The organism is Acidovorax sp. JHL-9 (assembly GCF_000426205.1).
In the GTDB taxonomy this organism is placed as follows: domain Bacteria; phylum Pseudomonadota; class Gammaproteobacteria; order Burkholderiales; family Burkholderiaceae_C; genus Acidovorax; species Acidovorax soli.
Map to the genome: position 1 here is coordinate 160062 of NZ_KE384507.1, position 19358 is coordinate 179419.

Consider the following 19358-nt stretch of genomic DNA (forward strand, 5'->3'; position numbering starts at 1 on the left):
TCGCCCTCGACCTGACAGGGGCCAGCCAGCCCTGATGGACCACAGAAAGACACTTCCATGGATGTATCCCGCACCCGGGCCCTGCGTGGCCCCAACCTCTGGAGCCGCCACATGGCCATCGAGGCCGTGGTGGCCTGCGCCGAATCCGAACGCTCCATCGCCCGCATGGACGGTTTCGAAGCCCGGCTGCGGGCCCTGTTTCCGGCCATCGGCATGCTGCACCCCGAAGGCGGCAGCGGCGATGTCTCGCTCGCCCATGTGCTGCAGACGGCGGCGCTGGCCCTGCAGGCCCAGGCCGGCTGCCCGGTGACCTTTGCCCGCACCACCGCCACCACCGATGCCGGTGTGTACCAGGTGGTTGTCGAATACAGCGAGGAAGCCGTGGGCCGGCAGGCGTTTGAGGACGCCCAGCGCCTCATCAATGCCGCGCTGGGCCAGGGCGAATTCGATGCCGAAGCAACTATTGCCAATCTGCGCGAGCTCGATGAAGACGAACGCCTGGGCCCCAGCACCGGCGCCATCGTCGATGCTGCCGTGGCCCGCGGCATCCCCTACCGGCGCCTCACGCGCGGCAGCCTGGTGCAGTTTGGCTGGGGTTCGAAGCAGCGCCGCATCCAGGCCGCCGAGATCGACTCCACCAGCGCCGTGGCCGAATCCATCGGCCAGGACAAGGACCTCACCAAACGCCTGCTGCACGCGGCCGGCGTACCGGTGCCGCTGGGCCAGCCGGTGGACACCGTCGAGGAAGCCTGGGAAGTCGCGCTCAAGGTGGGTCTGCCCGTGGTGGTCAAGCCGCAGGACGGCAACCAGGGCAAGGGCGTCACGGTCAACATCACCGATCGGGCCCAGCTCGAAGAGGCCTACCGCAACGCAGCCGACTACGGCACCGTGATGGTCGAGCGCTTTTTGCCTGGCCACGATTTCCGCCTGCTGGTGGTGGGCGACCAGCTCGTGGCCGCCGCCCGGCGCGAGCCCCCGCAGGTGCTGGGCGATGGCGAACGCACCGTGCGCGAGCTGGTGCACATCGTGAACCAGGATCCGCGCCGTGGCGAAGGCCACGCCACCTCGCTCACCAAGATCCGTCTCGATGACATCGCCGTGGCCCGCCTGGCCATGCAGAACCTGACGCCCGACTCCGTTCCACCCAAGGGCCAGCGCGTCATCCTGCGCAACAACGCCAACCTGTCGACCGGCGGCACCGCCACCGATGTCACCGACGACGTGCACCCTGCCGTGGCCGCGCGCGCCGTAGCCGCCGCCCAGATGGTGGGCCTGCACATCTGCGGTGTGGACATGGTCGCCGAGACCGTGCTGCGCCCCCTCGAAGAGCAGGGCGGCGGCTTCGTCGAAGTGAATGCCGCCCCCGGCCTGCGCATGCACCTGGCGCCCAGCTACGGCAAGCCGCGCAATGTCGGCCAGGCCATGGTGGACCGCCTCTACGCCCATGGCGACGACGGCCGCATTCCCACCGTGGCCGTGACCGGCACCAACGGCAAGACCACCACGGCGCGCCTGATTGCCCACCTGTTCACCGCCCAGGGCCTGCGCGTGGGCATGACCAACACCGACGGTGTGTACGTGAACGGCCGCCAGATCGACAGCGGCGACTGCAGCGGCCCCAAGAGCGCCCGCAACGTGCTGCTGCACCCCGAAGTGGACGCCGCCGTGTTCGAAACCGCGCGTGGCGGCATCCTGCGCGAAGGCCTGGGCTTCGACCGCTGCCAGGTGGCCGTGGTCACCAACATCGGTGCGGGCGACCACCTGGGGCTGAACTACATCACCACGGTGGAAGACCTGGCAGTGCTCAAGCGCGTGATCGTGCAGAACGTGGCCACCACCGGCTATGCCGTGCTCAATGCCACCGACCCCATCGTGGCCGCCATGGCCTCGTCCTGCCCCGGCAAGATCATCTATTTCGCCGCAGACCGCCACCACCCCGTGATGGCCACGCACCGCGCCCAGGGCCACCGCACCGTGTACGTGGATGGCGATTCGATCGTGGCCGCTGAAGGCTCGTGGCGCGAAACCATCCACCTGCGCGACGTGCCCATCACGCGCAACGGCAAGATCGGCTTCCAGGTCGAGAACGTCATGGCCTCGGTGGCCGCCGCCTGGGGCGCCGGCCTGCCCTGGCAGACCATCCGCCGCGGCCTCTCGGGCTTTGTGAACGACAGCGACAACGCTCCGGGCCGCTTCAACGTCATGGATTTCAAGGGTGCCACGGTGATCGCCGACTACGGCCACAACCCCGACGCCATGCGCGCCCTGGTGCAGGCCGTCGAGGCCCTGCCCGCCAAGCGCCGCAGCGTGGTGATCAGCGGCGCCGGCGACCGCCGCGACGAGGACATCCGCGAGCAGACCGTGATCCTGGGCGCCGCCTTTGACGACGTGATCCTCTACCAGGACGCCGCCCAGCGGGGCCGCGGCGACGGCGAAGTGATGGCCCTGCTGCGCGAAGGCCTGGCCGGCGCCGTGCGCACCCAGCATGTCGAGGAAATCCGCGGCGAGTTCATCGCCATCGACGCCGCCCTCGATCGCCTGCAACCGGGCGACCTGTGCCTGGTGCTGGTGGACCAGGTGGAAGAAGCCCTCGCCCACCTGGCCCGGCGCTGCGCCGAAGCCGGGGTGGCAGCATGATGAACATCCGCTGCCGGGCCTTGGCAGCGGCAGGGCTGTTGGCCAGTGCCCTTATGCCCTGCGCCGCGTTGGCGGCATCGGGCGAAAGGATCGGCACGGTGGACACGGCCTTCCAATGGATTGGCCGCGACCACGACATCATCGTGGAAGCCTACGACGACCCTGGCGTGCAGGGCGTGACCTGCTATGTTTCGCGCGCCCGCATCGGGGGCGTCAAGGGCACGCTGGGCCTGGCCGAAGACCGCGCCGAAGCCTCGATCGCCTGCCGCCAGGTGGGGGCCATCCGCATCCCCCAGCCGCTCAGGAAGCAGGAAGAGGTGTTCAGCGAGCGCATGTCCATCCTGTTCAAGCGCCTGCGCATCGTGCGCATGGTGGACCCGGCGCGCAACACGCTGGTCTACCTGACCTATTCGGAAAAGCTGATCGACGGTTCGCCGCAGAACAGCGTCACCGCCGTTCCGGTGGACCGCGCCACGCCCATACCGCTGCGCAAATGAATCGGCGGCCCCACGCCACCGCTCATGAGAAAGCCTCTAGCGCTTGATCAACAAGCGCCAATAGCTATTGATTAAATAGCCAATCCTCCCATCAACCCTGCGCCGCAATCTGCCGCAGCGCCTGTTCGAACACCTCCACCGGCTGCCCGCCCGAGATCAGGTGGCGCTCGTTGATGATGATCGCCGGCACCGAGTGGATGCCGTGCTGCTGGTAGAACTGCTCACGCTCGCGCACCGCATCGGCATAGCGGTCAGACGCCAGCAGCGCCCGCGCCTCGTCGCCATCCAGCCCCACCTCGCCCGCCACGCGCACCAGCACCTCATGGCTGCTCGGGTCTTGTCCATCGGTGAAATAGGCCGCGAACAACGCGTGCTTGAGCGGGGCTTGCAGGCCCTTTTCTTCGGCCCAGTGCAGCAGGCGGTGCGCATCGAAGGTGTTGTAGATGCGGCTGCGCTTGTCCATGCTGAAGGTAAAGCCCAGCGCTGCCCCACGGGCGGCAATGGCTTCGCGGTTCTTCTGGCTCTGTTCCGGTGTGGCGCCGTACTTCTCTTGCAGGTGCTCGCCAATGTCCTGGCCCCCGGGCACCATCTGCGGGTTCAGCTCGAAGGGCTGGAAATGCAGGTCGAGCGCGACTTCGTCCTTGAGCCGATCCGCTGCCTGCTCCAGCGCCTTGAGGCCGATGATGCACCAGGGGCAGGAGACATCGGAGACGAAATCGATCTTGAGGGTGGTGGTGGTCATGGCGGGCTCGCAGAAAAGTGCAGGCCACGATGGTAGGCCCACGCATTGGCCTTTGCAGGCCGGGCTTTTAACCCAGCATCTCCCGCAGCGCCGTCTTGGGCACCTTGCCATAGCTGTTCTTGGGCAAGGCGGACACGAAACGGTAGAGCCGAGGGCGCTTGAAGCGCGCGATGTGCGCCAGGCACAGCGCGTCCAGCGCATCGGGGGTCACGCCCTCATTGCCCACCACAAAGGCCACGGGCACCTCGCCCCACTCCGCATCCGGCTGCCCCACCACGGCCACCTCGCGCACCTGCGGGTGCAGCAGCAGCACTTCTTCGACCTCGCGCGGGTAGATGTTGGAGCCGCCCGAGATGATCACGTCCTTGGAGCGGTCCTTGAGGGTGAGAAAACCGTCGCCGTCCAGGCACCCCATGTCGCCGGTGCAAAGCCAGCCATCGCGCAGTGTCTGGGCCGTGGCCTGGGGGTTGTTCCAGTAGCCGGGCATCACGGTTTCGCCGCGCACCACCACCTCGCCGGTCTCGCCTGCGGGCACAGGCTGGCCGGCCGCATCGACCACGCGCACCTCCACCAGGGACTGCGCCACGCCGACCGAGGCCATGCGCTCGGCCCAGCGCGGGTGGTGGCGGTCGGCCAGCTGCGCGCGCGCGAGCGCGGTGATGGTCATGGGACTTTCGCCTTGGCCGTAGATCTGCACGAAGCGGTTGCCCAGGGTGGCCAGCGCGGCGCGCAGGTCGTCGGCATACATGGGGCCGCCGCCGTACACGATGGTCTTGAAGCCCGCCACCTCCGCGCCCGTGGCCCGCACATGCTCGACCAGCCGGTGCACCATGGTGGGCGCGGCAAACAGCGTGAGCTGGCCCACCGAGGCGGCCAGCTGCACCAGCTCGGCGGGCTCGAAACCGCCCGACACGGGCACCACATGGCGTGCGCCGCGCAGCACCTGGGCGTAGTTGTAGAGCCCTGCGCCATGCGACATGGGCGCGGCATACACCATGGCGTCGCCCGGGGCGATGTCGTCCACGTCGGTGAAATAGCAGGCCGTCATGGCCAGCAGGTTGCGATGCGTCTGCATCACGCCCTTGGGGCGGCCGGTGGTGCCCGAGGTGTAGAACAGCGAGGCGACATCGTGCGGCGCGCGGTCGCAAACCTCCATGGGCGCATGCCGCACGGCAGCGGCATAGGCATCCGAGCCCAGCACCAGCAGGCCGGCATCCGATGCCCCAGCTTCGCGCACGGCGGCAGCGAGCGCCTGCGATGCCAGCACCACGCGCGCACCCGAATCGGCCAGCACATGCGCCAGCTCTTTGGCATGCAGCTTGTAGTTGACCGGCACCGACACCGCGCCCGCCCACACAATGGCATGCAGCGCCTCCAGGTACTCCGGGCAGTTGGCGGCGTAGATGGCCACGCGGTCGCCCGGCTCCACACCGCACTGCGTACGCAGCCAGGCCGCCAGGGCCGCCGCGCGGGCACCCAGGGCGCCGTAGCTCAGCACCACCTGGTCGCCGTGCAGCACGGCAGGTTGATCGGGGTAGCGCTGGGCGCTGCGGTGGAGCAAATGGGCAAGGTTCATGGGGTACGTTCGATCACAAAAACATGCGGAAGGCCATGCGGCACTGTAGGCGACGGCGCCTGCGGCACGCACGCCGCGCCCCGCGGAGAAACCCGCACCCCCCCGGTGCGGCCTCGGATGCAAACGCAGTACCTGCTGCAGATGCAGCCGAAAGCCGCAACGCTGGACGCCGGCCAGCTCCTGGAAGCGGCGGTGAACAGGCTGGGCACTGGAGACGGCGCCCTCGCCACGACCGCGTTACAGTTGACTGGATTAATGGGGTTCAGCGCTTTCTGGTATTGCATCAAAAGCTACTCTTTCAATAGCAGTCCATTCCCACCAGAGACAGTGAACAGGCGACGAGACCCCATCGGGTCGGCGCAACCCCTGCAAAGTGACCGCCTGCCGCTGCACCCTCCCTCCCCCAAAATCCCCCATCCGCCAGGGGGCGTCTTGAAACGGCCACAAATGCCCCTATCATTAGCACTCGCCTCAAACGAGTGCTAACAAGGTGCTTGTCACGAGGAAGTTTGGCGGCGTCCGCAGTGCGGGCGCCTTCTCATCCGGCTTTTTATTGTCAATCAACAGGAGCAATGCAATGAACCTTCGCCCCCTGCACGATCGCGTGATCGTCAAGCGTATCGAAAGCGAAACCACGACCGCCTCCGGCATCGTGATCCCCGACAACGCCGCTGAAAAGCCCGATCAAGGTGAAGTGCTGGCCGTCGGCCCCGGCAAGAAGAACGACAAGGGCGAGCTGATCGCCCTGAACGTGAAGGTCGGTGACCGCGTCCTGTTCGGCAAGTACTCGGGCCAGACCGTGAAGGTCAAGGGCGACGAGCTGCTGGTCATGAAGGAAGACGACCTGTTCGCCGTTGTCGAGAAGTAATTGCTACTGCGCGGCCCACATGCGTCGTTGGGCGGTGCCCGGAATCCTCACGTACAGGCAGTACGTTCCGGTTCCTGCGCTCCGTCCGCCTAGCCTGTGAGCCGCTCGCTACGCAATTCTTTTCTCGACACAGTCATCTGTTTCTCGAATTTTTAGATTTCTCTAGGAGCCAAACATGGCAGCAAAAGACGTAGTTTTCGGCGGCGAAGCCCGCGCACGCATGGTTGAAGGCGTGAACATCCTGGCCAACGCGGTCAAGGTGACCCTGGGCCCCAAGGGCCGCAACGTGGTGCTGGAGCGCTCGTTCGGCGCCCCCACCGTGACCAAGGACGGTGTGTCCGTGGCCAAGGAAATCGAACTCAAGGACAAGCTGCAGAACATGGGCGCCCAGCTCGTGAAGGAAGTGGCTTCCAAGACCAGCGACAACGCCGGTGACGGCACCACCACCGCCACCGTGCTGGCGCAAGCCATCGTGCGCGAAGGCTTCAAGTACGTGGCCGCCGGCATCAACCCCATGGATCTGAAGCGCGGTATCGACAAGGCTGTCGCCGCCCTGGTCGTGGAACTGAAGAAGGCTTCCAAGCCCACCACGACTTCCAAGGAAATCGCCCAGGTCGGTTCGATCTCGGCCAACTCCGACGAAACCATCGGCAAGCTGATCGCTGACGCCATGGACAAGGTCGGCAAGGAAGGCGTGATCACCGTGGAAGACGGCAAGTCGCTCGACTCCGAACTGGACGTCGTGGAAGGCATGCAGTTTGACCGCGGCTACCTGTCGCCCTACTTCATCAACAACCCCGAAAAGCAATCCGCGATTCTGGACAACCCCTTCGTGCTGCTGTTCGACAAGAAGATCAGCAACATCCGCGACCTGCTGCCCACGCTGGAGCAAGTGGCCAAGGCCGGCCGTCCGCTGCTGATCATTGCCGAAGAAGTCGAAGGCGAAGCCCTGGCGACCTTGGTCGTGAACACCATCCGCGGCATCCTGAAGGTCGTGGCTGTGAAGGCACCTGGCTTCGGCGACCGCCGCAAGGCCATGCTGGAAGACATCGCCATCCTGACGGGCGGCAAGGTCATCGCTGAAGAAGTGGGCCTGACCCTGGAAAAGGTGACCCTGGCCGATCTGGGCCAGGCCAAGCGCATCGAAGTGGGCAAGGAAAACACCATCATCATCGACGGCTCCGGCGCTGCCGCTGACATCGAAGCCCGCGTCAAGCAAGTGCGCGTGCAGATCGAAGAAGCCACGTCCGACTACGACCGCGAAAAGCTGCAAGAGCGCGTGGCCAAGCTGGCCGGCGGTGTGGCAGTGATCAAGGTGGGCGCTGCCACCGAAGTCGAAATGAAGGAAAAGAAGGCCCGCGTGGAAGACGCACTGCACGCGACCCGTGCGGCTGTGGAAGAAGGCGTTGTGGCCGGTGGTGGCGTGGCCCTGCTGCGTGCCAAGCAAGCCGTGGGTGACTCGGTCAAGGGCGACAACGCCGACCAGGAAGCCGGTATCAAGCTGGTGCTGAAGGCCATCGAAGCGCCCCTGCGCGAAATCGTGAACAACGCCGGCGGCGAAGCCTCGGTGGTGGTGAACGCTGTGTTGGCCGGCAAGGGCAACTACGGCTTCAACGCCTCGAACGACACGTACGGCGACATGCTCGAACTGGGCATTCTGGACCCCACGAAGGTCACCCGCACGGCCCTGCAGAACGCCGCTTCCGTGGCATCGCTGCTGCTGACGACCGAAGCCATGGTGGCCGAGGCTCCGAAGGAAGAAGCCGCTGCCGGCGGCGGCATGCCCGACATGGGTGGCATGGGTGGCATGGGCGGCATGGGCATGTAATTGCCTGGCCCCTGCGCAGCCGCCCTGGCTGCGCAGCCCCATCCAAAAGCCCGCAGGTCTTACGGCCTGCGGGCTTTTTCATGTCATGCGGAGAAGGGCTCGCCGTAGGTGTTGGACGATGCCTCACCAGGCTGCACCCACCAGTACAGCAGCACCAGAAAGCCGATGCCGCTCAGCAACAGCAGCTGCCACCAGCCCGTGCGGCCAATGTCGTGCAGGCGGCGCGTGCCCACGGCCAAGGCCGGCAACAGCAGCGCCAGCGAGGCCAGCGCGTAAACCATGTCGCCCAGCAGGCTGGCAACGATCATCACGATCACCTGGAACAGAAAAAACCACCAGTATTCGGACCGTGAAGCACGACCCGAAAAAGTAGCGTACTGCCCCAGACACGACTGGATTGCCTGAACAAAATCCATGGTGAACGCCCTCTCTCCTGCTGGAATGTTGATTCAATGCGGGCGAATGCCCCCGGACATGATAGGAGGACAGTGCGACAGGCGTGTGCGCAAGGAACTCAGCGGCCGGGGCACTGCGACAGCATCCATCGCTCAGTTCAAGGGCGCTACTTTTTGAATAGCTGCCAGCGCTTGACCAAAAAGCGCTATGGGCTCTTTTGATAAAAATTAAAGAACTGGCGTACACCCTGTTCTGGTGTCTTAAGCCATTCTTCATGCCCGCCTTGCACCATGGCGGCATGAACACCCCACACACCACCTCTCCCGTGCGCATGGCCGCGCTGCTGGCGCTGGCCTTCGCCTTGGCGCCGGCCCACGCCGCCGACACCACCGCCGCCTCGCAGATGCAGCGCTGGAGCGATGTCTCCGGCAAACCCGTCAGTGCCGAGCGCGGCCGCGTGTTCTTCAACAGCCGCCATGGCGGCGAGTGGTCGTGCGCCTCGTGCCACGGCAACCCGCCGACCACGCCCACCCGCCACGCCAGCACCGGCAAGACCATCGCCCCGCTGGCGCCCGCGTTCAACCCCGAACGCTTCACCGACACAGCCAAGGTGGACAAATGGTTTCGCCGCAACTGCAAGGACGTGCTGAGCCGCGAGTGCACGCCCGTCGAGAAAGCCGATGTGCTGGCCTGGCTGCTGCAGCTCGATGGCAAAACCTCACCCCAGGCCGCCAAGGACAAGCCATGAACCGCACCGCTCGCCAATCGGTCGCCCTGCTGGCCCTCGCCTGCGCCCTGCCCGCTGCCTGGGCCGACAGCCGCGAGATGCCCGCCAGCGCCATGCTGCCGGCCTACCGGCAGGAGTGCGCCGCCTGCCACATGGCCTACCCGCCCGGCATGCTGCCGGCCAGCGCGTGGAGCCGCATGATGAAGGGGCTGGACCAGCACTACGGCACCGACGCTTCGCTCGACCCTGCCATGGTGGGCCAGATCAGCACCTGGCTGCAGGCCCATGCCGGCACCACCAAGCGCGTGCGCGAGGCCCCGCCGCAAGACCGCATCACCCAATCCGCCTGGTTCGAGCGCAAGCACCGGGAGGTGGAACCCGCCGTCTGGAAGCGCGCCACCGTGGGCAGCCGCGCCAACTGCATGGCCTGCCACACCCGCGCCGACCAGGGCGACTTTGACGACGACCGCGTCCGCATTCCGAAGTGAGAACCGCCATGACTTCCGAAACCCTTTCCACCCCATCGTCCTCCACCGCGTCGGCGCCATCCACGGCCCCGGCGCAGACGCCCCGGCCCTCCACCCGCCGCGTGGTCGATGCCACCACGCGCATGCTGCACTGGCTGATGGCGCTGAGCTTCACGGCGGCCTATGTCACCGCCGACGGTGAGCGCTGGCGCCTGGTGCATGTCACGCTGGGCTACACGCTGGCGGGGCTGGTCGTGGCACGCCTGCTGTGGGGCCTGTTCGGGCCGCGCCAGGCCCGGCTGTCGGTGCTGTGGCGCAAGCTGCAGGGCGTGCCGGCATGGTTGAAGTCCCTGGCGGCCGTGCGCTCGCCCGGTGCGCTGCAGGCCACCTGGCGCCCGGGGCAGAACCTGCTGATGGCGCTGGTCGTGGCGCTGATCCTGGCGCTGGTGGTGCCGCTCACCCTCAGCGGCTATGCCGTGTGGGACGAATGGGGCGGCGAATGGCTGGAGGAAGTGCACGAGTTCTTCGGCAACACCCTGCTGTTCGTGGTGCTGGCGCATATCGGCCTGATCGCGCTCCTGAGCGTGCTGCGCCGCAAGAACCAGGCGCTGCCCATGCTGACGGGCCGTGTGCCAGGCCCCGGGCCCGATCTGGCGAAAAGCAACCACGGCGGGATCGCCGCGCTCGTCCTGGCCGGCGTGCTGGCCTTCTGGGCCTGGCAGTGGAACCAGGCGCCCCAGCCGCCCGCCACCGATGCCACGCGCTGGAGCGAGAATCGGCACCATGACGACGACTGACTGAAAGCCCCTTCCATGCGCATCCTGCTGGCCGAAGACGACGAACTGCTGGGCTCGGGCATCCGCGCCGGCCTGGCGCAAAACGGCTTCCAGGTGGACTGGGTGCGCGATGGCGTGGCGGCCGAGCGCGAGCTGGCCACCGGCGCCTACCAGGCTGCCGTGCTCGACCTGGGCCTGCCGCGCCAGGACGGCATGGACGTGCTGCGCCAGGTGCGCGCGCGCCACAACACCACGCCGGTGCTGGTGCTCACCGCCCGCGACGCCGTGCCTGCGCGCATTGCCGGGCTGGACGCGGGCGCTGACGACTACCTCATCAAGCCCATCGACCTGCACGAGCTGGCCGCCCGCCTGCGCGCCCTGGTGCGGCGCGCCCATGGCCAGAGCGAAACCCGGCTGGCCGCTGGCAACGTGGTGCTGGACCCGGCCGCCCACCAGGTGATGGCGGATGGACAAGCCGTGGAGCTATCGAACCGCGAATACGACCTGCTGCACGCGCTGCTGCTGAACGCCGGGCGCGTGCTCAGCCGCGAGCAGCTGGAGCAGCGCCTGTACCAATGGGGCAGCGAGATCAACAGCAACGCAGTGGAAGTACACATTTACCACCTGCGGCGCAAGCTGGGCGCGGCCCTGATCGAGACCGTGCGCGGCGTGGGCTACCGCATTGCACGCGAAACCGCATGAGCAGCGCCGCCGCCCCGCGCACACCCCGCTCGCTGCAGACCCGGCTGCTGGCCACGGTGCTGGCCCTCGTGCTGCTGGCCTGGAGCGTGGCCGCAACGCTGGCCTGGCACGAAACCAACGAGGAAGTCAGCGACCTGCTCGATGCCCATCTGGCCCAGACCGCCGCCCTGCTGCGCCTGCAGCCGCTCGATGAACTCGACGAAGACCGCCTGAACGAAGCACCCGAGCTGCACAAATACCAGCCGCGCGTGGTATTCCAGCTGTGGCACGAAGACCAGTTGCTGGCCCGCTCGGCCAATGCACCACAGGATCCGCTGACCGGGCGGCGCAAGCGCGGCTTTGCCGACAGCCAGGTGGATGGCAAGGCCTGGCGCGTGTTCGTCACGCAGGGACGCAAGAGTGATGTGCAGATCCTCGTGGGCGAGCTGCAGTCGGTGCGCCGCGAGATCGTGCTGGCCAGCCTGACCAGCATCCTCAAGCCCCTGGCCTGGGCCCTGCCCCTGCTGGCGCTGGGCATCTGGTGGGCAGTACGCGGCTCGGTGCGGCCGCTGGGCCGGCTCGGGCAGGCCGTCGCTGCGCGCCAGCCGCAGTCGCTGGCCCCTCTGTCCACCGAAGGCGTACCGCCCGAGGTGCTGCCCCTGGTCACGGCGCTCAACGACCTGTTCGAGCGCATGGCCCGGCTGCTGGCCACCGAGCAGCAATTCACCGCCGACGCGGCGCATGAACTGCGCACGCCCATTGCCGGCATCCGCATGCAGGCCCAGGTGGCGCAAGGCGCCACCGACACCCAGGAGCGCGCCACGGCGCTGGAGGCCACGGTGCAGGGCTGCGACCGGGCCACAAGGCTGGTGGAGCAACTGCTGCAGCTGGCCCGGCTCGATGCCGAACCCGCACCCGCCAGCGGCAGCAGCACACCGCTGGCCGATGTGGCGCACCAGGTGGTCGCCGACCTGCAGGCCACGGCAGAGCGCCGGCAGCAGCGCATCGTGCTGCCCGACCCCCTGGCGCCCACCACGCGCATCCCGCTGCCCGAGCCCCTGGCCCGCGTGCTGCTGCGCAACCTGCTGGACAACGCCTTGCGCTACAGCCCGCAGGGCGCCGAAGTGCGATTGCAGGTGTCCACCCAGGCCGATGGCCAGGCGCAGCTGAGCGTGGAAGACAGCGGCCCGGGCCTCAGGCCCGAAGAGCAGGCGCGCCTGGGCGAGCGGTTTTTCCGGGTGCTGGGCACCGGCCAGAGCGGCAGCGGCCTGGGCTGGTCCATCATCCGCCGCATCGCGCGCCTGCACCATTTGCAGGTAAGCACCGACCGCAGCCCGGCGCTGGGCGGCTTGCGCGTCACGGTGCACTGGTAGAACCGCCGTCGCACCCGACGGGCAGGTCTGCACTGCATCGAAACTCAGGAGACCGCGCGCAGGCCCTGCGCATCACGCGCCAGCTGCGTGATGCGCGCCCAGTCGCCCGCGCGCACCGCGTCGACGGGCGTGAGCCACGAGCCGCCCACGCAGCGCACATTGGGCAGCGCCAGGTAACGGGGGGCGGTGATGGAGGTAATGCCGCCCGTGGGGCAAAAGCCCACCGGGCCAAACGGGCTGGCCCAGGCCTTGAGCAGCGGGATACCGCCCACGGCCTCGGCCGGGAACAGCTTGAGGAAGGAGAACCCGTCGGCCAGCGCGGCCATGACTTCGCTGGCCGTGGCCACGCCGGGCAGCAGCGGCAGGTTCAGGCCCTTGCAGGCGCTGCCCACTTCCGACGTGTAGCCAGGGCTCACGGCAAAACGGGCACCGGCCTCGCTCGCGCGGCGGGCGTCATCGGCGTTGAGTACCGTGCCCACACCCACCACGGCCTCGGGCAGATGGCGGGCGATGGTTTCGATGGCGGGCAGGCCGGCAGCGGTGCGCAGCGTCACCTCCAGCACCTTCACGCCACCGGCCAGCAGGGCCTCGGCCAGGGGCAGCGCGTCTTCCACGCGGTCGATCACGATGACGGGAATGACGGGGCCGTGGCTGGCGATGTCAAGAGGATTCATGAGTGTGTGCTCCTTGGTGTTTTCGGTGTCGGATGCCGCAAGCGGCCTACTACAGCCATGTGCAGGCTCCTTGTTCGGCACCGCCAGCATGGCGGCGAAAGTTGGTGAAGAGTTCGCGGCCAAAGCCGATGGGTGATGGGGCGTTGAAGGGCGCCGGGGCACGTGCGGCCCACTCGGCGTCGTCCACCAGCACATCGAGCGTGCCGGCCACCGCATCCACCCGCACGATGTCGCCGTCGCGCACCTTGGCCAGCGGGCCGCCGGCCAGCGCCTCGGGCGTGACGTGGATGGCGGCGGGCACCTTGCCGGAGGCGCCGCTCATGCGCCCGTCAGTCACCAGTGCCACCTGGAAGCCCTGGTTCTGCAGCACGGCCAGCGGGGGCGTGAGCTTGTGCAGCTCGGGCATGCCATTGGCCTGCGGGCCCTGGAAGCGCACCACGGCCACCATGTCCTGGTTCACCTCGCCCGCGCTGAAGGCGGCGAGCAGCGCTTCCTGCGAATCGAACACGCGGGCTGGGGCTTGGACGATATGGCGGTCTTCGGGCACGGCCGATACCTTGATCACCGCGCGGCCCAGGCGGCCTTGCAGCAGGCGCAGGCCACCTGTGGGCGAAAAGGGCTCGCTCACGGGCCGCAACACCGAGGTGTCGCCCGACACGGCGGGTGCGCTCTTGCCGCCATCGGCAATGCCGCCTGCGTTCACGCTCATCACGTCGGGGTGCATCAGGCCGCCCGCCAGCAGCTCGCGCAGGATCCAGGGCGGGCCGCCCGCGGCCTGGAACTGGTTCACATCGGCATCGCCATTGGGGTACACGCGGGCCAGCAGCGGCACCACCGACGAGAGCTCGTCAAAGTCCGTCCAGTCGATCAGGATGCCCGCGCTGCGCGCAATCGCCACCCAGTGGATCAGGTGGTTGGTAGAGCCGCCCGTGGCCAGCAAGGCCACCATGGCGTTGACGATGCAGCGCTCGTCCACGAGCTTGCCGATGGGCGTGAAGCGCTTGCCGCGCTTGCCGATGTCGAGCACCGTGCGCAGCGCCTGGCGCGTAAAGGCCTCGCGCGCCTCGGTGCCGGGCGACTCGAACGCCGCGCCCGGCACATGCAGGCCCATGGCTTCGAGCAGCATCTGGTTGCTGTTGGCCGTGCCATAGAAAGTGCAGGTGCCGGGGCTGTGGTAGGCGGCCGACTCGGCCTGGAGCAGCTCATCGCGCCCCACCAGGCCTTGCGCGTACTGCTCGCGCACCTTGGATTTGTCCTTGTTCGACAGGCCCGTGCCCATGGGGCCTGCGGGCACGAACACGCAGGGCAGGTGCCCGTAGTGCAGCGCACCGATCAGCAGGCCCGGCACGATCTTGTCGCACACGCCCAGCAGCAGCGCGCCGTCGAACACATCGTGGGACAGCGCTACCGCAGTGGCCATGGCAATGGCATCGCGGGAGAACAGCGACAGCTCCATGCCGGGCGTGCCCTGCGTCACACCGTCGCACATGGCGGGCACGCCGCCCGCCACTTGCACCGTGGTCCCCAGCCGGGCGGCCTCGTCGCGCAGGATGGCGGGGTAGCCCTGGTAGGGCTGGTGGGCCGAGAGCATGTCGTTGTAGGCCGTGACGATGCCGATGTTGGGGGCTTTCTCGACCGTGACCTTGAACTTGTCCGAGCCCGGCAGCGCCGCGTAGGCGTGGGCCAGGTTGGCGCAGCCCATGCGGTCTTGTGCGGGCTTGCGGGCGATCATGGCGTCAACGCCGGCAAGGTAGGCGCCGCGCGTGTCTGCGCTGCGCTGGACAATGCGCTCGGTCACGCGCGCTACAACTGGATGCATGGCAGTCTCCATCGGTGGGGGGCTGGGCCCCGTGCATTGCGCCAGGGCCCGTTGTATGAGGCCCTACAATGTAACTCGATAACCACCCCACTTCAACCCATGTCCCTGCAAACCCTGCCCCTTCCGCCCTCCGAACTGGGCGAATCCCCCTTCTGGCACCCCACGGAAAAATCCCTTTACTGGTGTGACATTCAGGGACAAGCGGTGCACGCATGGCATCCTGCCAGCGGCCGCCACCGGCAATGGCGCATGCCCAGCGAGCCCGGCTGCTGCGCGCCAGCGGCCGATGGCCGACTGGTAATCGGGTTACGAAACGGTTTCTATCTGCTGGATACGGCGAAGGACAGCGCAGACCCCACCGCCCTCACCTGCCTGGCCCTGCTGCCACCCGAGCAGCACGACACCACCGTGCTGCGCCTGAACGACGGCCGCTGCGACACCGCAGGCCGCTTCTGGGCGGGTTCGGTCATCACCCCCCGCACCGCGCCCGATGCCGCGCTGTGGTGCCTGCAGGCCGACCCGGCCAGCGCCACGGGCTATAGCGTGCGCCACATGGCGGGCGACAACTTCACCGCCAACGGCCTGGCCTTCAGCCCCGACAACCGCACGCTGTACTGGTCCAACACGCCGGAGCACCGCATTGACCGGTTCGACTTTGACGTGGTCACAGGCGAAATCACCCACCGTCGCCCCTGGGTGCAGTTTGACCGCAAGGTGGAAGGCCAGCCCTATGGCGGCCGGCCCGATGGCGCGGCGGTGGATGTGGAGGGGAATTACTGGGTAGCGATGTATGAAGGGGCTTGTGTGCTGCAGCTCTCGCCAGCGGGCGCGGTCTTGCAGCGCATCGCGGTGCCGGTGCAGTGCCCGACCATGGTGTGCTTTGGGGGGGAGGACCTGCACACGCTGTACATCACATCGGCGCGCGCAGGCAGGCCTGCTCAAGAGCAGAAGACAGCGACTCCTGCGGGCTCGCTGTTCAGCGTGGAGGTGGGCGTTGCGGGACTGCCGGTGAACTTCTTCCAGCGCTGAATCCCCGCGCCAGCCTCAGAGCCTGTTTACGATCTCCCAGGGGCCGCGCACAACCTCTGCAGCAAGCCCGCCGTCGATCCATCGAGCCCGGCAACATCGCCGCTGTCCCAGCGCGCTTCCAGGTCCCTGGCCAGCACCTTGCCCAGCTCCACGCCCCACTGGTCAAAGCTGTTGATGCCCCACAGGCTGCCGCTCACGAACACGCGGTGCTCCTGCAGCGCAATCAGCGCGCCGAGCGACGTGGGGGTGAGCGATTCAAGCAGCATGAGCGTGCTGGGGCGGTTTCCCGGAAAGTGCCGGTGACCATCGTCGCTGGCCTTGCCCACCATCAGCGCCTGCGTTTGCGCCAGCGCGTTGGCCAGCAGCTTTTGCTGGTGGCCCGGCAGCGGGTGCGAGGCCTTGCGCACGGCCACGATCTCCAGCGGCAGCACGTCGGCGCCCTGGTGCAGCATCTGGAAGAACGCGTGCTGGCCGTTGGTGCCGGGCTCGCCCCACAGCACGGGCGATGTGATGCAGGCCAGCGTGCTGCCGTCCTGCGCCACGCGCTTGCCGTTGCTCTCCATCTCCAGCTGCTGCAGGTAGGCCGAGTAACGCCCCAGCGCCGCATGGTAGGGCGCGATGCAGCGGCTGGTGAAGCCATGGAAGTTGCGGTACCAGACATCGAGCAGGCCCAGGCGCACGGGCAGGTTCTGCGCGAGCGGCGCGGTGCGGAAATGCTCGTCCATGGCATGTGCGCCCGCAAGAAAGTCACGGAAACCCTGCGCGCCAATCGCGATGGCAATGGGCAGGCCAATCGCCGACCACAGCGAGTAGCGGCCGCCCACCCAGTCCCAGAAGCCGAAGGTGGTGGTGATGCCCATCGCACCCGCAGCCTCGATGTTGGTGGTGAGCGCTGCAAAGTGCCGCGCCACGTCGCGCCCGCCCTGGGCGGCAAACCAAGTGAGCGCCGAGTGCGCATTCATCATGGTCTCGGCCGTGGTGAAGGTCTTGGACGCCACGAGGAACAGCGTGCTCTCGGGCCGCAGGCCTTGGAGCACATGGTGCAGCTCGTGGCCGTCCACGTTCGAGACAAAGTGAAAGCGCTTGCCCGGCATGCGGAACTCTTCCAGCGCGCGCACGGCCATGTGCGGGCCCAGGTCCGATCCGCCGATGCCGATGTTCACCACGTCGGTGATGGCCACATCGCTGCGCACCTGCTCGGCGTAGTGCAGCATGGCATCGAGCGTGTGGTGCACGTCGGCCAGGCGCTGTGCGGTTTCGGGCACATCGCCGGGCAGGGCCACGCCCGCAGGGCGGCGCAGCAGCGTGTGCAGCACGGCGCGGTTTTCGGTGGTGTTGATGGCCTCGCCCGCAAACATCGCATCGCGGTGCTGCACCAGGCCGCAATCGCGGGCCAGGCCCAGCAACAGCGCTTCGGCGTCGCGATCCCACAGGTTCTTGGACAGGTCGGCAAACACATGCGGGGCCGACTGGCTGAAGGCGGCAAACCGCTGGGCGTCCTGCGCAAACGCCTGGCGCATGTCCAGGTGCTGGCCGTGGGAGGAATAGTGGGCTGCCAACTGGGGCCACAGCGCAGACTGGTCGCAACGAAGGAACATGGTCATCAAACGGGTAGGGTGAAAAGCGGCAGAATAGTAACTTGATTACACACAAAAATAACTTATGAACAGGTTCTTTTGGGTTACAAGCAATAGAAAAACGGCATCTTCCATTGGAAAACCATGTAACGTTATTACAATCCCAGGCAACAAAACGAACCACCCCATCACGGAGACACCATGAGTTTTGACCTCGTCCTGTTCGGCGGCACCGGCGACCTTGCCTGGCGCAAGCTGATGCCCGCATTGTTTCAGGCCTTCCGGCATGGCACGCTGCCCGAGGGGGGGCGCATCATCGCCGTGGCGCGCGACGACCTGAACGACGAACAATACCGCAGCCTGATCCAGTCGCGGTTCGACGGCGTGGAGCTGGCCAAGCGCCCCAGCCCGGACGAGTTCGCACGCTTTGCCGCGCTGCTGCACTACCTGCGCATGGACCTGGCCAACACCCAGGACTACGAGCGCCTGGCCGACACCCTGAAGGCGCGCGGGGCGGATTCGGTGGTGATGTACGTGGCCACCGCGCCCAGCCTGTTCACCAACGTGTGCGAACAGATCGCCGCCGTGGGCCTGAACGGCCCCACCACCCGCGTGGTGCTGGAAAAGCCCCTGGGCCACGACCTGCAGTCCAACCGCGCCATCAACGACACATTGCGCCGCGTGCTCAAGGAAGAGCAGGTCTTTCGCATCGACCACTACCTGGGCAAGCCCTCGGTGCAGAACCTGTTCGCGCTGCGCTTTGGCAACGCGCTGTTCGAGCCCCTGTGGCGCCGCGAGACCATTGCCAACATCCAGATCACGATGGCCGAAGAACTGGGCGTGGAGTCGCGTGGCGCGTTCTACGACCAGACCGGCGCGCTGCGCGACATGGTGCAGAACCATGCGCTGCAGCTGCTGTGCGCGATCGGCATGGAGCCGCCCATCAACTCCAGCGCCAACGCCATCCGCGACGAAAAGCTCAAGGTGCTGCAGTCGCTCAAGCCCTGGACGCTGGAGACCATCGGCCAGCATGTGATCCGGGGGCAATACGCGGCGGGCAACCTCCAGGGCCAGCCCGTGCCTGGCTACGCGCAAGAACAGGGCGTGGCCGCCGCCAGCACCACCGAGACCTTTGTGGCGCTGCGCACCGAGATCAGCAACTGGCGCTGGGCGGGCGTGCCGTTCTACATCCGCACCGGCAAGCGGCTGGCGGGGCGCGACGCGCACATCGTCATCAACTTCCGCCCCGTGCCCCACCCCATCTTCAAGACGCCGGCGGGCGCGGCCAATCGCCTGGTGATCAACCTGCAGCCCAAGGACGGGCTGGAGCTGCACCTGATGGCCCAGGGCGCGGCCCAGCGCCAGGCCGAGCCTGCGCTGTCGCAGGTGCACCTGAACCTGGACTTCGACCAGCGCTTTGGCACCGAACGGGTGGGCGCCTACGAACGCCTGCTGCTGGACGTGATTGCCGGCCGCCTGAACCTGTTCGTGCGCAGCGACGAGCAGGAGGAAGCCTGGCGCTGGGTGGAGCCCATCCTGCAATACTGGAAGAACGACCCCACCGGCCCCCGCACCTACCCCGCCGGCAGCTGGGGCCCGCGTGCCGCGAGCGCGATGATTGCGCGCGATGGGTATTGCTGGAGTGAAGAGATGTGACGCGAACAAAGGCCCACCAGGGCCTTTGTTTTATG

17 protein-coding genes are annotated in these 19358 nt (G+C 67.3%); 11 read left to right on the forward strand and 6 right to left on the reverse strand.

Translation table 11 applies throughout. The features are described 5' to 3' along the window. Positions 1 to 57 precede the first annotated feature (57 nt). Positions 58 to 2637, forward strand: a complete 2580-nt coding sequence (cphA, locus tag K225_RS0119880; RefSeq protein ID WP_026437945.1) for a cyanophycin synthetase — start codon at positions 58 to 60, stop codon at positions 2635 to 2637. A 53-nt stretch (positions 2638 to 2690) separates the two neighbouring features. Next, a complete protein-coding gene (locus K225_RS0119885) occupies positions 2691 to 3134 on the forward strand; it encodes a CreA family protein (protein ID WP_238323296.1) in 444 nt (147 codons plus the stop codon). A 91-nt stretch (positions 3135 to 3225) separates the two neighbouring features. Here K225_RS0119885 and K225_RS0119890 read toward each other — a convergent pair whose 3' ends face one another. Both K225_RS0119890 and K225_RS0119895 read right to left on the reverse strand, forming a co-directional pair. Further along, on the reverse strand, positions 3226 to 3876 hold the full coding sequence (locus tag K225_RS0119890) for a DsbA family oxidoreductase (protein WP_026437947.1): 651 nt from the start codon (positions 3874 to 3876) through the stop codon (positions 3226 to 3228). A 67-nt stretch (positions 3877 to 3943) separates the two neighbouring features. Further along, positions 3944 to 5452, reverse strand: coding sequence for an AMP-binding protein (locus K225_RS0119895; protein WP_026437948.1), 1509 nt, complete (start codon positions 5450 to 5452; stop codon positions 3944 to 3946). A gap of 577 nt (positions 5453 to 6029) precedes the next feature. Here K225_RS0119895 and K225_RS0119900 point away from each other — a divergent pair. Together K225_RS0119900 and groL are read left to right on the forward strand one after the other, a co-directional pair. Then, a complete protein-coding gene (locus K225_RS0119900; protein ID WP_005799501.1) occupies positions 6030 to 6320 on the forward strand; it encodes a co-chaperone GroES in 291 nt (96 codons plus the stop codon). 175 nt (positions 6321 to 6495) lie between these two features. Continuing rightward, a complete protein-coding gene (groL, locus tag K225_RS0119905) occupies positions 6496 to 8148 on the forward strand; it encodes a chaperonin GroEL (RefSeq protein WP_026437949.1) in 1653 nt (550 codons plus the stop codon). An 83-nt stretch (positions 8149 to 8231) separates the two neighbouring features. On the opposite strand, the gene K225_RS0119910 is transcribed toward groL, so the two are convergent. Continuing rightward, the gene (locus tag K225_RS0119910) at positions 8232 to 8564 is read right to left on the reverse strand and encodes a DUF805 domain-containing protein (RefSeq protein WP_026437950.1); all 333 of its coding nucleotides are present in this window, start codon (positions 8562 to 8564) and stop codon (positions 8232 to 8234) included. Positions 8565 to 8842: 278 nt separating this feature from the next. On the opposite strand from K225_RS0119910, the gene K225_RS0119915 reads away from it, so the two are divergent. The 5 genes from K225_RS0119915 to K225_RS0119935 are packed head-to-tail and all read left to right on the forward strand — an operon-like array spanning position 8843 to position 12568. Beyond that, positions 8843 to 9292, forward strand: a complete 450-nt coding sequence (locus K225_RS0119915; protein ID WP_026437951.1) for a DUF1924 domain-containing protein — start codon at positions 8843 to 8845, stop codon at positions 9290 to 9292. Further along, entirely contained in the window at positions 9289 to 9759 is a 471-nt protein-coding gene (locus K225_RS0119920; RefSeq protein WP_026437952.1) for a diheme cytochrome c, read from the forward strand. The genes K225_RS0119915 and K225_RS0119920 overlap by 4 nt, the downstream gene beginning before the upstream one ends. A gap of 8 nt (positions 9760 to 9767) precedes the next feature. Then, a complete protein-coding gene (locus tag K225_RS0119925; protein ID WP_026437953.1) occupies positions 9768 to 10535 on the forward strand; it encodes a cytochrome b/b6 domain-containing protein in 768 nt (255 codons plus the stop codon). A 15-nt stretch (positions 10536 to 10550) separates the two neighbouring features. Beyond that, positions 10551 to 11216, forward strand: a complete 666-nt coding sequence (locus tag K225_RS0119930) for a response regulator (protein WP_026437954.1) — start codon at positions 10551 to 10553, stop codon at positions 11214 to 11216. Continuing rightward, complete coding sequence (locus K225_RS0119935) at positions 11213 to 12568, forward strand: ATP-binding protein (protein ID WP_034713557.1); 1356 nt, start codon at positions 11213 to 11215, stop codon at positions 12566 to 12568. Before K225_RS0119930 ends, K225_RS0119935 begins: the two co-directional genes overlap by 4 nt. A gap of 44 nt (positions 12569 to 12612) precedes the next feature. Here the strand turns inward: K225_RS0119935 and eda are convergent, their stop codons facing one another. Next, the gene (gene eda, locus K225_RS0119940; protein ID WP_026437956.1) at positions 12613 to 13242 is read right to left on the reverse strand and encodes a bifunctional 4-hydroxy-2-oxoglutarate aldolase/2-dehydro-3-deoxy-phosphogluconate aldolase; all 630 of its coding nucleotides are present in this window, start codon (positions 13240 to 13242) and stop codon (positions 12613 to 12615) included. Between the two features lie 49 nt (positions 13243 to 13291). Continuing rightward, on the reverse strand, positions 13292 to 15061 hold the full coding sequence (gene edd / locus K225_RS0119945) for a phosphogluconate dehydratase (RefSeq protein ID WP_026437957.1): 1770 nt from the start codon (positions 15059 to 15061) through the stop codon (positions 13292 to 13294). Between the two features lie 99 nt (positions 15062 to 15160). Between edd and K225_RS0119950 the strand changes: the two genes are divergently transcribed. Continuing rightward, positions 15161 to 16090 (forward strand): SMP-30/gluconolactonase/LRE family protein, encoded by a 930-nt coding sequence (locus K225_RS0119950; RefSeq protein WP_026437958.1) that lies wholly within the window; start codon positions 15161 to 15163, stop codon positions 16088 to 16090. A gap of 26 nt (positions 16091 to 16116) precedes the next feature. Here K225_RS0119950 and pgi read toward each other — a convergent pair whose 3' ends face one another. Next, the gene (pgi, locus tag K225_RS0119955; protein WP_026437959.1) at positions 16117 to 17694 is read right to left on the reverse strand and encodes a glucose-6-phosphate isomerase; all 1578 of its coding nucleotides are present in this window, start codon (positions 17692 to 17694) and stop codon (positions 16117 to 16119) included. Between the two features lie 174 nt (positions 17695 to 17868). Here pgi and zwf point away from each other — a divergent pair, with 174 nt between their 5' ends. After that, positions 17869 to 19323: a glucose-6-phosphate dehydrogenase gene (zwf, locus tag K225_RS0119960; protein ID WP_026437960.1), complete on the forward strand. Its 1455-nt coding sequence runs from the start codon at positions 17869 to 17871 to the stop codon at positions 19321 to 19323. Positions 19324 to 19358: the final 35 nt, after the last annotated feature.